A 13,658-nucleotide genomic window follows, 5' to 3' on the forward strand; every position below is an offset into this window, starting at 1 on the left:
ATCCTCCTTTTTCAATTTTCGCGGTTGTCGATGACCCGGACCGCTTTCCCCTCCGTCTTCGGGAGGCTGTCGGGTTCCACCAGGTCCACTTTCGGCGTGATGAGGATGTCGCTCTTGAGCTCCTCCACGATGCGGCGCCGCAGGGCCTCCAGGTGGCGAAGCTCGCCGCTGAAGTAATCCCGCTCCACCTCGACCTTGATGTGCATCAGGTCGTTGAAGCCTTCCCGCTCCAGGAGGATGACGAAATTCCGGCCGACTCCCGGGATCTCCATGAGCTTCTTCTCGATCTGGATGGGGAAGATGTTGACCCCTTTGAGGATCATCATGTCGTCGGTGCGGCCGGTGATCCGCTCGATACGGCGATGGGTGCGCCCACAGGGGCATTCGCCGGGGAGGATGCGGGTCAGGTCCTTCGTCCGGTACCGCATGACCGGCATGCCCTCCCGGAGAAGGGTAGTCATGACCAGCTCCCCCTCCTGGCCGTCCGGGACAGGCCGGAGGGTAACCGGATCGATGATCTCGACGATGAAGTTGTCCTCCCAGATGTGCATCCCGTTCTGCTCGGGACACTCGAAGGCCACGCCGGGTCCGTTCATCTCCGAAAGGCCGTAGGAGTTGAAGGCCTTGAAGCCGTAGAATTCCTCAATTCGCTTCCGCATTTTTTCCGAGTGGGGCTCCGCGCCGATGAAGGCCATGCGGACTTTCGTATCCTTCGCCGGCTTGAGGCCGAGCTCCTCGAAGACGGTGTAGAGGTGCAGGGCGTAGCTGGGGATGATATGGATGGCCGTCGTGTCGAAGTCCCGCATGAGCTGGATCTGGCGCTTGCTGTTGCCCGCCCCGGCGGGGATCGTGAGGGCACCGACCCGCTCCGCCCCGTAATGGAAGCCCAGGCCGCCGGTGAACAGGCCGTAGGTCATCATGTTCTGGAAGACGTCGCTTTTTCGGAGCCCCGTCATGTACATGCAGCGGGCCACCAGGTTCGTCCAGGCGTCGACGTCGCTCTTCGTGTGGAATATGACGGTGGCCCGGCCCGTGGTCCCCGAGGACGAGTGCATGCGGATCAGATCGTCCTTCGGAACGGCCAGGAATCCGTAGGGCCAGTTTTCCCGGAGGTCGTCCTTGGTGGTGAAGGGGATTTTCTGCAGATCGTCGAGGGTGCGGATGTCCTCCGGGTGGAGGCCCGCATCCGAGAAGGCTTTCCCGTAATAAAAGGATTGGACGGCCCGTTTCGCGGTTTCCCGGAGCCGCTCCAGCTGAAGGGCCGCCAGTCGTCCGCGGTCCATCGTTTCCAGTTCTTTTTCCCAGTACATCGCTTGCCTCCCGCTGATTGTCCGTGAAAAATTCCTACAAGAGGGACGGTGTTTTCGCAAGACAATTCTCCCTTGAACGCCGTTGATGCAGGCAGTTGAAGGTCCGGGCGATGCCGGAGGGCCGATGTGCAAAACCATCGGGTCCGCCGGGCATCGTACCGATTGATGGCAAGCAGGCAGAAACGGGTTTTCCGGGGTCGTCCACGGTTGACATTGATTGCGATACAAACTAATGTCACCGGACAGTAGCGAGGGATGGGATCGAATGGAAATCAGATTCGGCAAATATCGGCAGACGCTTTCAACCGTGAGGATGAAATCCATCGGGCGCTGGATTGTTCTGGGGATCACGGTCGGGGTGGTTTCCGGGCTGGGAGCCATGCTCTTCAATTATCTGCTGATAAGCGGGACCCGGTTCTTCATGATGGATCTCGTTGCCTGGATGACCCCGGAATCCTACCAGTCCGTTCACATCCTCGGTTTTCCACCGGCTCGATGGCTGATGATCGTCATCCCGGCCCTGGGCGGATTGATTTCCGGATTCCTGGTTTACCGGTTTGCCCCGGAGGCGGAGGGTCACGGGACCGACGCCATGATTGACAGCTTTCACCGGAAGGGAGGGGCGGTCCGCCCGCCGGTTCCGGTCATCAAGACCATCGCCTCGGCGATCACCATCGGTTCCGGAGGGTCCGCCGGCAAGGAAGGTCCCATCGCCCAGATCGGTTCCGGCTTCGCCTCCATTCTGGCCGCTTTTCTCAAGATGGACGAGCCGAGCCGCCGGCTTATGCTTCTCGCCGGCGCCGCGGGAGGAATCGGTGCCATCTTCAAAGCACCGCTGGGAGCCGCACTCTTTGCCGTGGAGGTGCTCTACCGGAAACCGGAATTCGAGTTCGAGGGGATCATCCCCTGCATCATATCCTCCATTGTGGCCTTCACCGTCTATTCCCTCCATACCGGATATGGTACGATCTTCACCATTCCCAACCTGGCCCCCGTGACCGCCCCGGTGGAGCTCCTGCTCTACGGAATCTTCGGCATCCTTTGCGCCGCCGTGGGGTATGTCTATGTCCGGGTTTTCTATGGCATGCGCGACCTTTTCACCGGCTGGCTCCGGATGAACAAGATCTACCGGCCCGCCATCGGCGGATTGCTGCTGGGTGTTCTCGCGTTCTTCCTGCCGGAGGTCCTGGGTGGTGGCTACGATTGGATTCAATCCGCCATTGACGGAAAGATGGCGATGCTTATGATGCTGATTCTGGTCTTTGCCAAGATCGTCGCTACGTCCCTTACGATCGGCTCGGGCGGGAGCGGGGGCGTCTTCGCGCCTTCGCTCTTCATCGGGGCCATGCTGGGGGGGGCGTACGGCCATTTGTGCGGAAGCATCTTCGATCCGTTGTCCCTTCATCCCGGCGCCTTCGTCCTGGTGGGAATGGGAGGGTTTTTTGCGGGGGTGGCCAAGGTTCCCATCGCTTCCCTGATCATGGTGGCGGAAATGACCGGCGGCTACAGCCTGATCGTGCCCCTCATGATCGTTTCGACGATTTCCTATCTCCTGCTGGGCGACGTCTCGCTTTACGAGAAACAGGTGCCCGCACGCATCGATTCGCCTGCCCATCTTGGCGATTTCGCGGTGGATATGCTCGAGCACGTCACCGTGTCGGATGCTGTGCCTCCGGACCGAAAAGTGGAGACCATTCCGGAGGGCTGCCGTTTCGATGCCCTTCTCCAGCGGATGGTCGATTCCACGCAATCCAATTTTCCAGTCGTTGACGCAGCAGGCCGTCTGACGGGGATCCTCTCCATATCGGATGTGCGCCGGGTCATGCTGGATGAGGAACTTCACAACCTGGTCGTGGCGAAGGATGTTGCAACGGATCATGTCTTCACCGTGAACCCCGGCGACGACCTGAAGACGGTGCTCCGGATGATGACGAAAGCGGAAATCCGTGAACTGCCCATCGTGGATCCCCGCGACCCTGGAAAGGTGATTTCCATGATCAGCCGCAAGGACATTATTCGAATCTACTATGATCAGATCGAAAAGATCAAAGCGGGCAGGAACGGCCAGACAACGGGATTGACCTGACCACCTGGGAGCGGAAAAAGAAAAGCAGAGCAGGGCTGGACGAACACAGAAAGAATGAGGAGGCTGTATGTCCCTGACCTGTGACACCCTGCTCTGCCGAAGGGGTCTTACCGTTGCCTGTCCAGAGCGGCGCTTTGAGGATGTTCCCTTTTCAGGACATGGATCGCAACCACTCCGTCTTCCGGGGCTCCGTAAAAAATGAGCCGAAGGCGGTTTCTACTGATGATGTAACCGATGTTGACCGTGCGGTCCGAGAGCAGGACGGTCAAAAAACGCCCCTGGTCATCCAGTGTTCCGCGGAACTTCCGCCAGGCCGGTGCCTGGTCGTCGGTGGCGAGGCGTCCGCTGAACTGGCGGTTCGACTGGCTCTCGATCTCCATCAGAAACGTTGAAGGGACGGGGGCGAAACCCGTTTGGTCCGCCCTTAGCGTTGAACATCCCGTCCAGCTCCCCCGCAGGTCCGGGATCGCATAATCCGCCGGGACGGCTGTTCCGGAAAAGAAGCCGAGAAGGAAAACCAGGAATAATATGGAGACACGACGTTTCATATGGATTTATTTCATTTTACCGGGCCTTGGTTGACGGATCAGGCCCATGCTGCTATATAATTTCTATACAAACGATTTGATCTGCAACTAACAGATTGCCGTTCTGCCTGCAACCCCTTTTTTGAGGTTTCTCTTTTGGACAAAAAGCACCGGGCCATCGCGGACATCATCGATAACGTGAGAAGAATCTTTCAGATTCTAAACGAACAGTCCAAGAAGATCGAGCGGGAAACCGGTCTGACGGGGCCGCAGCTCTGGACGATCAAGGCCATTGACGAGTCCTCGCCTGTGCGGGTGCTCGACCTGGCCCGGCGCATCTACCTTCACCCCGCCACGGTGGTCGGCATCCTGGATCGCCTGGAGACGCGGGGTTACCTGTTGCGGAAGCGGTCCGAAGAGGACCGGCGTGTTGTATGGTTGGAACTGACGGAAAAGGGGAAGGACCTTCTCTCATCGGCGCCCGAAGTGGCCCAGGGGCTTCTCGCCTCGGGACTCGAGACGCTGGGGGAGGGCAAACTCCGGGACATCAACCATGGACTCATACAACTGGTTGAAATATTCGGCGCCCAGACCGTGCCGCCACAGCTGATCCGGTCACCGGAATGGAATGTGCCGGCGAAGGAACATCCATCACTTGACCAGCGGAAGAGGGAACCATGAATGTCCTGACACGAGCCGGGTGATCCCGGGAAGAGGCGGAAAGTCCTCGCTTTCCTTTTCACTCCCACTCCCGACCACGCCCGCGTCGTCTCATCATCAGGATAACAAGCGTTTTCCGTTCAACGGTTGCCTGGAATCCCTCCGGGGGGGATCCCGTGTAAGAAGGCCGATCCCGGTTCCGGCAACGAAAAGGCATTCCCTTATGAAATGGATCGTGTTCACGGATCTCGACGGAACGCTCCTGAATCAAGACGACTATTCCTGCGAAGCGGCCCGCCCGGTGGTGGAACGCATTCAGCGTGAAGGGATCCCGCTGATCATTGCCTCCAGCAAGACCCGGGCGGAAATCGAAGTGATCCAGGAGGAACTTGCGTTCAAGACGCCCTTCATCGTCGAGAATGGAGGAGGCATCTACTTTCCGGGGGGCTATCGGGGGATTCCGTTCAAACCGGGGGCCGAGCGGGAGCCTTATTTTGTCATCCGCCTGGGACTGGCATACGGGAAGATCCGGGAGTTTGTCGCCCGGGTGCGCCAGCGGATCCCCCTTCATGGATTCGGTGACATGACCGTCGATGAGGTGGCCCGCCTGACGGACCTTCCCCCGGAGAAGGCGCGGCTGGCAAAGGAAAGGGAATTCTCCGAGCCCTTTCTCCTGGATGAAGCGGAACGAATCTCCGAACTGACGGCCCTGGCGGAGGAGAGCGGGCTTTCCATCACCCGTGGCGGCCGCTTTTATCACCTTTTCCGGCGTGGCCAGGACAAGGGAACGGCCGCCCGGTTCGTGAAGGAGATTTTCCGGAGAACCTGGAATGATGAAATCCGGACGGTCGGCCTGGGAGACAGCCTGAACGATTTGCCCCTGCTCATGGCTGTGGATTGCCCGGTCCTGATTCCGTCACCGGGAGGGAGGAACCTGGCGATATCCCTCCCCGGTCTTGTCCGGGCGCGGGAACAGGGCAGTCTGGGTTGGAAGCAGTCGGTCGAGGAAATCCTGGGTTGGGCCGGGACCTTCGACAGCAAGATCACCGAAAACGGACGGAATGTGCAGGGCGGCGGCAGAACAGGGGATGGCCCCGGCGGAAGGGAGATACCATGAATCCGGACCAGCGTTTCAGCACGGCATTGAGGATCGGAGTGAGGAGGCAGATCGAGCACCTCGGAAAGGCGGATGTTGTTATCGGGATCCCCTGCTACCAGAGCGGGAAAACCGTCCAACACGTTCTGGAGATGGTTTTTCACGGACTGGCCACGCATTATCCCAATGCCAGCTCCCTGATCATGGTTTCCGATGGGGGATCCACCGATGACACCCGGGAGATCGCCGATATGTTTGACGAGAAGACGTTCCGGATTGTGAAGGTTGTCACGATCTATCGCGGGGTCCCCGGCAAGGGATCGGCCTTGCGGGCGATCTTCGAGGCCGCCGACTTTCTCCGGCCCAGGGCACTGGCCGTCTTCGACTCCGACCTGGTCTCCATCTCGCCCCAATGGGTCCGGAATCTCCTGGAGCCGGTCTTCGAGGGGTACGACTTCGTCGCCCCCGATTATGATCGATTCAAGCTGGACGGGACCATTACCAACACGATCGCCCACAACCTGACGCGTGCTCTTTATGGCCGGCGGATCCGCCAGCCCATCGGCGGCGACTTCGGGCTGTCGGGTGCCATGGCCAGGCACTTTCTGAGACAGAATGTCTGGGAGACCGATGTGGCCCGCTTCGGGATCGACATCTGGATGACCACCACGGCCATTGTCGACGGCTTCCGCCTCTGCCAGGCCAAAATGGGCGTGAAGGTCCACGACCGGAAGGATCCTGCGGCGGATCTGAGCCCCATGTTCCGGCAGGTTGTGGGGACAATTTTTCAGATGATGGAAACCCATGACGCGTTCTGGAAGGGTATCCACGGGTCCAGTGATATCCCGACGGTCGGGACGAGCGACGGGGGAACGCCCGAGGCGTTCACGGTCAACCAGGAAGCCCTGATCGAGTATTTCCGGGTCGGTTTCTTCCACTTTGGAGAAGTTTGGCGGCAGATCGTCGAGGAGGCGGATTTTGCCATCATCCGGGACCTGGCGGAAAATGGCCGTGCATCCCGGTTCCTTCTGCCCATCGAGACCTGGGTGCGGATTGTCTACCGCTATGCCTCGGCCTTCCATGCCGCTCCGCGGCAGCGGATGAAGCTCCTCGATACGATGATTCCCCTTTACAATGCGCGGGTCGCCTCTCTCATCCTGGAACTGGAGGATGCGGATGCGGACCGGGCGGAGAAGCTGTTCGCGGACCAGGCGCGGACGTTCGAGGAAATGAAACCCTATCTCCTGGAACAGTGGAATAAGACATAAGGAGGAAAAGCCATGTCCGATTTCTATCAGCACGGTATGATCACTACACTTCAGAAGTTGAGGGAGCGGCCCGCGGGAGAACTGAACGAGGAGCTCATGGCCATTGCCCGACGGAGGAAGACTGTTCTCCTCCTGCCGGCCCTCATCAGCGAGTTCGACACGCCGTCCATGCCGGTCATCCTGGAGGAGCTGAAAAAGATCACGTTCCTGCACAAGATTGTTCTCTCCCTCGACCGGGCGGACGAGGCGGATTTCCGGCGTGTCCGGCGCCTGCTCTCCGAACTGTCGACGGACGTCCGGATCGTCTGGCACGACGGCCCCCGCATGCAGGCCCTCTATGATGAACTCCGGGGCAGCGACTTCAATCTCGACACCCCCGGAAAGGGACGCTCCGTCTGGATGACGATCGGATACATCCTCGCGGACGAGAGTGTCTATGCCATGGCGCTTCACGATACGGACATCCGGAACTACCGTTCGGAGATGCTGGCCCGCCTGGTCTATCCCGTCGTTCATCCGGCCGTTGATTTCGAGTTCAGCAAGGGATATTATGCCCGCGTAACCGACCGGCTCTACGGCCGGGTGACGCGGCTCTTTTACACGCCGCTGATCCGGGCGCTGAAGCGGATCCTGGAGTACAATGCGTTTCTCGAATACCTGGGCAACTTCCGTTATCCCCTGTCGGGAGAGTTCGCGTTTATCTCCACCCTCGCCCGGGGCATGCGCATCTCCCCCACCTGGGGCCTGGAGGTTTCCCTCCTCTCCGAGGTGTACCGGCGCGCGTCGGTCAACCGGATCTGCCAGGTGGAGATCGCCGACACCTATGAGCACAAGCATCAATCCCTGGACCGGCAAAAGCCGGACGACGGGTTGATCCGGATGGCCACGGACATCGCCGAGGCCCTCTTCCGGGTCTTGAGCCAGGACGGCATCGTCATGAGCCAGGCGTTCTACCGGACCCTGTGCGCCGCCTACATCGAGGAATCCAGGGTCACCGTGGAGAAGTATCATGCCCTTTCCCTCATCAACGGGCTCGTGTACGACCGGCACAGTGAGATCGAAGCCTCCGAGGCCTTCGTCGGATCCCTTCGCCGCGCGCAGGAAAAATTCCAGGCGGATCCGGTCGGCATTCCACTGATGAGCGCCTGGGTGCGGGTTGCCGCGGCAATCCCGGATTTCTCCAGCCGGTTGACGGAAGCGGTCGATCGGGACAACGGATAGGGGGCCGGGCGCGGGATGCATCGCTATGGTTCGATGTTTTCCCTGGTTGGAAATGGAAAAGCCGCCGGGATCCGGCCGGGACATCTCCCGATTCCTCAAGAGGTGAGAAATGAAGCACAAAAGAACCATCGAAATGCTGTCGGCGGCCTGCGCGATCCTGTTCTTCGCGGCCGCCCTCGGAGGATGTGCCGGAACGAGCCTTTACAGCATCGACATGCGGTACATGCCCACAAAACCGATCACGGTCCAGGAGCGGCCCTGCGGGGACCGGCTGGTGGCCGTGGCGGCCCTCCGTGACGCCAGGCCTTCCGGAGATCCCCTGCGGATCGGAACGGTGATCGAGGCCGGGGAGAAGCGGATCCCGGTCCTTCCGGAGCGGGTGACCGCCGGGGAGGCCGTTTCATCGGGCATCCGCTCCTATCTCCTGCGCTCCGGCTGCTCCGTGGCGAGGATCTCGCCGTCCTGGGACCTTCGCGCGGAGACGATCCGGCCCGAGTGGGGAGACGTCCTGGTAGGGGGAACCATCGACACCCTGGAAGTGACCTGTGACCGCTCGAATCGCCTCAATCCCGTCAACCTTTACCAGGCGAAGGTCAAGCTGACGCTGGTCATGGCCGACATCAAAAGCGGGAAGATCGTTCATCGAACGACGGTGGAGAGCACCGCCTCCCTCAAGGACCTCGGCTTCTCCCGGGAAACCCTGCAGGCCCAGTTGAACGGCGCCCTCACCGACGCCATCGAGAGGATCGTCGACCGGTCCCGGAAATTGTATCCCGGCATGAACTGAAATTCGGAGCCTGGACCATGGAGCGCATTGCGGGAATCGTGCTGTCGGGCGGCAAAAACACCCGGATGGGAGCCAACAAGGCCTTCCTGACGGTGGAAGGGGAGCGGATGATCGACCGGGCCGTCCAGATCCTTCGGGATGTCTGTGACGAGATCCTGGTCGTGACGAACGAGCCCCTGGAGTACCTGGATCTTGGCGTCACCGTGGTGACGGACATTTTCAAGGGAATGGGGCCCCTGGCGGGCATCCATTCCGGCCTCTTTCACGCCGGGGCTCCGCGGGCCTTTGTCTGTGCCTGCGACATGCCGTACCTGGACGCCCCGTTTATCCGCTACCTGGTGTCCCTGGCGGAGGGATACGACATCGTCGTTCCCTGCCGGGGAGATCGCCCGGAGCCCCTGCATGCTGTCTACAGCCTGAAATGCCTGCCTGTCATACGGAGTCTCCTGGAGCGGAATGAACGGAAAGTAACGGGATTTTACAAAGGATTTCACATCCTGACGGTCGGAGAGGCGGAAACCGCGCCGTTCTTCGCCGGTCAGGACCCCTTCCTCAATGTCAACACCCGGGAACAGCTCCGGGCCTTGGGCCGTCAACCGTCCGCGCCGGGAAGCCGCACCTGAATGCCGGATGCGTGGCACCGCGTCTTCTTCCATCCCCTGTCCAGGCGGCAATTTCCCTTAATCCTTGACAAAGACTCCCCGCTTGGCTATCGTCGCGACCAATTATCTATGAGAGGAGAGGGGGGTATCGCATGAGTGATAACAAGGTTTTCGGTATGCCGGCGGAATCAGGCCGCTGGATCTTCGTTGTTCTCGGATTCATCATCAACATCTGCCTCGGGAGCGTGTACGCCTACAGCGTGTTCCGGGGGCCCGTCCAGAAGCTCCTGAACGCCAGCGCCACGGAAGCGGGAATGCCGTTCATGATCTTCCTGGCCCTTTTTGCCGTCATGGTCTTTTTCGGCGGCCAGATCATCGCCAAGCTGGGCCCCCGGAACCTGGGCATCCTGGGCGGCGTGATCGTCGGCGTGGGCTGGATCATGGCCAGCCAGTCGACAAGCATTAACATGCTCACCATTACCTATGGCCTCATCGGCGGCGCAGGCGTGGGGCTCGCCTACGGAGTGCCCCTGGCGGTCGTGGGACGCTGGTTCCCCGACAAGCGAGGCTTGGCCCTGGGTCTCACCCTGGCCGGCTTCGGCGGATCGCCCTTCGTTTCCGCCAATGTGGCGGCGGCCCTGATCAAGGCCGTCGGCCCCATGGAAACATTCATGTACATGGGAGCGGCCTTCCTGGTCATCGTTGCTGTGTGCTTCCTGCCCTTCCGCTACCCGAAGGACGGATGGGTCCCCGCGGGCTGGAAGGCCCCGGCCGCGGCAGCGGGCGGTGGAAACGACTTCGCCATGGGTGAAATGGCAAAGACCACCACGTTCTACGGCCTCTTCCTCTGCTACACCATCGGCTGTCTCGCGGGCCTCATGGCCATCGGCATCTCCAGCTCCGTGGCCCAGGAGATCATCAAGATCAACGCGGCAACCGCCGCCACGCTGGTGGGTGTCTTCGCCATCTTCAACGGCGTGGGCCGGCCGCTCTTCGGCGTCCTGACAGACAAGCTCTCACCCAGGATAGCCGCCATCATCTCCTTTGTCATCATCCTCGTCTGCTCCCTGGGCATGCTTACGGCGGGTGAAGGCAGCGTGACCATGTATGTCGCCTGCTTCGTCGGCTTCTGGCTCTGCCTGGGCGGCTGGCTTGCCATTGCCCCGACGGCGACGACCACCTTCTTCGGCGTGAAGAATTACGCCAGGAACTACGGCCTCGTGTACTTCGCCTATGGCGTGGGGGCGATCCTCGGCGGCATCATTTCCGGGCAGGCAAAGGACGCCTTCGGCTCCTATGCCATTGCCTTTTACCCCACGGCCGGGCTCGCGGTGCTGGGCATCATCATCGCCTTCTTCATGATGAAGCCGCCCAAGAGATAACCCGGGCTGCAGAACACCGGCGCCGGCCCCGAGGCCGGCGCTTTTTTTTGCCCGATTCGGATTGACAAGGCATCCCCTCTTCCCTATCATCGGGCTCACTTCAAACCGGTGGTTTCCATGACGATCCAGGACGTTTTCCAGCATTACGCCGGCGATCTCCGGCAGGTCGAGGCCTTCATGGAGCGGGAGTTCCGCTCCGAGGTGGCTCTGATTCCGGAGATCTCGCGCTACCTGATCGGAAGCGGCGGGAAGCGTTTCCGGCCCCTGCTTCTGATTGCCTGCGCCAACCTCAGCGGATACAGGGGCGAACGATGCGCCCGCCTTGCCGCGGTCCTGGAGTTCATCCACACCGCCACCCTTCTCCACGACGACGTCATCGACGAGGGACAGCTCCGCCGGGGCAAGGCATCGGCCAACACCGTCTGGGGCAATGCGGCGAGCGTACTCGTCGGCGACTTCCTCTATTCCAAGTCCTTCCGCATCCTCTCGGACGACGGGAGCATCGACGTGCTCCGCCTGATGTCGGAGACAACGAACATCATGTCCGAGGGGGAGGTCTTTCAGCTTATCCGGAGCGGGGACGTCCGCATCACGGAAGAGGACTATCTGACCATCATCGAGAAGAAGACGGCCATCCTCATGGCGGCGGCCTGCGCTATCGGCGGGATTCTGGGCGACCGGGGGGCGGCGGGTGTGGAGGCGCTCCGGCGCTTCGGCCTTCTCCTGGGCATGGCCTTCCAGATGACCGACGACACCCTGGACTACATGGCCGAGGAGGCCCTCTTCGGCAAGACCATCGGCAAGGACCTCCAGGAGGGAAAGCTGACCCTCCCGCTGATTGCCGCACTTGCCCGCTGCCCCGAAACGGAGCGCAACCGGGTCGTCGGACTGGTTGAGGAGATGAAGCGGTCGGGCGGCGCCGACGGAGTCGGGGAAGTGGTGGATTGCATCCGCCGTAACGACGGCATTTCCTATACCCTCGGAAAGGCGGAGGCGTTCGTGGCGGAGGCGAGGGCATGCCTGGACGGGTTCGATTCCTCAGAGGCCAGGCAGCATCTGCTCGCCATCGCCGGGTTTATCCTGGAACGGCGGACCTGATTCGCCGGAAAACACGTTTCCGGATATCCGTCATCCGATCATCGCCGGGAGGCGACAGAGGCCGGACCGTTCCGGCGGCGGCGTTTCGCGGTCCCTCTTCAGGGCGGCGGGCAGGAATTCCAGGATGTCCCGGGCGGTGATGCCGTCTTCCCCCTTTGCGTCCGCCGCCAGGTCCCCCGCCAGGCCGTGGAGGAAAACCCCCTTCCGGACGGCCTCTTCCATCGGCAGGCCCATCCCGAACATGGCGGCGATCGTTCCCGTGAGGACGTCTCCCGACCCCGCCGTGGCCATCCCGGCGTTTCCGCTCAGGTTGACGAAGACCCGGCCGTCGGGGCAGCCGATCAGGCTGTGGGCGCCCTTCAGGACGATGATGGATTTCAGGTCCCGCGCTGCGGCCTGGAGGACGGCGATCCGGTTCCGGCGGATGTCGGCCGCAGTTTTCCCCGTTAATCTGGACATCTCGCCGGGATGCGGCGTCAAAACCGTCGGCGCCTTCCGCTTCCGAAGGATTCCCGGATCCACCGCCAGGGCCGTCAGGCCGTCGCCGTCGATCAGGACGGGTTTCCCGATCCCCTTGACCAGCTCCCGCACCAGTGTCTGTGTCTCCGCCGCCAGGGAAAGGCCCGGTCCCAGGACCACCATGTCCACCTTCCCGGCAACGGCCAGGATGTCCGCCTTGCTCCTCCGGGAGAGGCTGCCGGAGGCCGTCTCCCGCTGGGGGGTGAAGACGGCCTCGGCGGCGCCCTGCGCCAGGAAAGGCACGATCGAGGCGGGAGCCGCCAGCCGGGCATAGCCTCCGCCGGCCTTGAGGAACGACAGGGCGGCAAACTGGGGTGCCCCGAGGTAGCCCGCGGCTCCGGCGATAAAGAGGGCGTCCCCGACGGCTCCCTTGTGGACCTCCGGGTCCCGGGGCGGCAGGGGGATGAAACCGTTCAGGGCGATCTTCAGTTCCTCCCGGCCGGTCAGCTCCGGCGGAAAGGAGATGCCGGAGACAAAGATCTCTCCGCAGTGGCCGAACCCCGGGTAGAGAATGTTTCCCGGCTTCGGGAGCCCGAAAGTAACCGTCCAGGAGGCCTTCACGGCGGTGCCCATGATTTCTCCCGTGTCGCCGTTGACGCCGGAAGGGATGTCCAGGCTGAGGGTCTTTCGTCCGCTGTCGTTGATGAGATCGATGGCCTCCCGGTAGAGACCGGACACCTCCCGGTCGAGACCGGTGCCGAGCAGGGCGTCGACGACGGCGTCTGCATGGACGATGTATTTTCGGATCTCCAGGAGGTCGTCCGCGGGGCGCATGTCCACGGGCAGGCGCCGGAGAATCCCGAAGTTCGTCACCGAGGCCCCCCGGAACCGGCCCGGATCGCCCAGGAGGAAGACCTTGGGGATCCCGCCCAGGGAATGGATCTTCCGGGCCACGACCAGCCCGTCCCCGCCGTTATTCCCGCTTCCGCAGAGGACGACGAATCGTTTCCCGGCCACGCCGACCCGACGCTCCAGAAGGGCGACCGCGGCCAGTCCCGCATTTTCCATCAGGATCTCTTCCGGAATTCCCAGCTTCTCGATCGCCCACCGGTCCATCGCCCGGATCTCTTCGACCCCCGCCACTTTCATTGCAACGTTCCTT

12 protein-coding genes are annotated in these 13,658 nt (G+C 61.6%); 9 read left to right on the forward strand and 3 right to left on the reverse strand.

Translation table 11 applies throughout. From position 1 onward, the window contains the following. Window positions 1-11 precede the first annotated feature (11 nt). On the reverse strand, window positions 12-1,310 hold the full coding sequence (locus tag PLO63_13045) for a phenylacetate--CoA ligase (protein HOI75064.1): 1,299 nt from the start codon (window positions 1,308-1,310) through the stop codon (window positions 12-14). A 265-nt stretch (window positions 1,311-1,575) separates the two neighbouring features. Between PLO63_13045 and PLO63_13050 the strand changes: the two genes are divergently transcribed. Beyond that, on the forward strand, window positions 1,576-3,396 hold the full coding sequence (locus PLO63_13050; protein HOI75065.1) for a chloride channel protein: 1,821 nt from the start codon (window positions 1,576-1,578) through the stop codon (window positions 3,394-3,396). A gap of 107 nt (window positions 3,397-3,503) precedes the next feature. On the opposite strand, the gene PLO63_13055 is transcribed toward PLO63_13050, so the two are convergent. After that, window positions 3,504-3,944 (reverse strand): hypothetical protein, encoded by a 441-nt coding sequence (locus PLO63_13055; protein HOI75066.1) that lies wholly within the window; start codon window positions 3,942-3,944, stop codon window positions 3,504-3,506. Window positions 3,945-4,079: 135 nt separating this feature from the next. On the opposite strand from PLO63_13055, the gene PLO63_13060 reads away from it, so the two are divergent. From PLO63_13060 to PLO63_13095, 8 genes are all read left to right on the forward strand, one after another. Next, entirely contained in the window at window positions 4,080-4,604 is a 525-nt protein-coding gene (locus PLO63_13060; protein ID HOI75067.1) for a MarR family winged helix-turn-helix transcriptional regulator, read from the forward strand. 202 nt (window positions 4,605-4,806) lie between these two features. Beyond that, complete coding sequence (locus PLO63_13065; protein HOI75068.1) at window positions 4,807-5,700, forward strand: HAD-IIB family hydrolase; 894 nt, start codon at window positions 4,807-4,809, stop codon at window positions 5,698-5,700. Next, on the forward strand, window positions 5,697-6,947 hold the full coding sequence (locus PLO63_13070; GenBank protein HOI75069.1) for a glycosyltransferase: 1,251 nt from the start codon (window positions 5,697-5,699) through the stop codon (window positions 6,945-6,947). The genes PLO63_13065 and PLO63_13070 overlap by 4 nt, the downstream gene beginning before the upstream one ends. Before the next feature lie 12 nt (window positions 6,948-6,959). Continuing rightward, window positions 6,960-8,168 (forward strand): glycosyl transferase, encoded by a 1,209-nt coding sequence (locus PLO63_13075; GenBank protein ID HOI75070.1) that lies wholly within the window; start codon window positions 6,960-6,962, stop codon window positions 8,166-8,168. A 109-nt stretch (window positions 8,169-8,277) separates the two neighbouring features. Beyond that, window positions 8,278-8,955 (forward strand): hypothetical protein, encoded by a 678-nt coding sequence (locus tag PLO63_13080; GenBank protein ID HOI75071.1) that lies wholly within the window; start codon window positions 8,278-8,280, stop codon window positions 8,953-8,955. A gap of 17 nt (window positions 8,956-8,972) precedes the next feature. Continuing rightward, complete coding sequence (locus PLO63_13085) at window positions 8,973-9,578, forward strand: molybdenum cofactor guanylyltransferase (GenBank protein HOI75072.1); 606 nt, start codon at window positions 8,973-8,975, stop codon at window positions 9,576-9,578. A 131-nt stretch (window positions 9,579-9,709) separates the two neighbouring features. After that, window positions 9,710-10,939 (forward strand): OFA family MFS transporter, encoded by a 1,230-nt coding sequence (locus PLO63_13090; protein ID HOI75073.1) that lies wholly within the window; start codon window positions 9,710-9,712, stop codon window positions 10,937-10,939. 117 nt (window positions 10,940-11,056) lie between these two features. Continuing rightward, window positions 11,057-12,037, forward strand: a complete 981-nt coding sequence (locus PLO63_13095) for a polyprenyl synthetase family protein (protein ID HOI75074.1) — start codon at window positions 11,057-11,059, stop codon at window positions 12,035-12,037. A gap of 30 nt (window positions 12,038-12,067) precedes the next feature. Here the strand turns inward: PLO63_13095 and PLO63_13100 are convergent, their stop codons facing one another. Beyond that, the gene (locus tag PLO63_13100) at window positions 12,068-13,645 is read right to left on the reverse strand and encodes an NAD(P)H-hydrate dehydratase (protein HOI75075.1); all 1,578 of its coding nucleotides are present in this window, start codon (window positions 13,643-13,645) and stop codon (window positions 12,068-12,070) included. Window positions 13,646-13,658 lie beyond the last annotated feature (13 nt).

This window comes from Syntrophales bacterium, from assembly GCA_035363115.1.
Lineage (GTDB): Bacteria > Desulfobacterota > Syntrophia > Syntrophales > PHBD01 > PHBD01.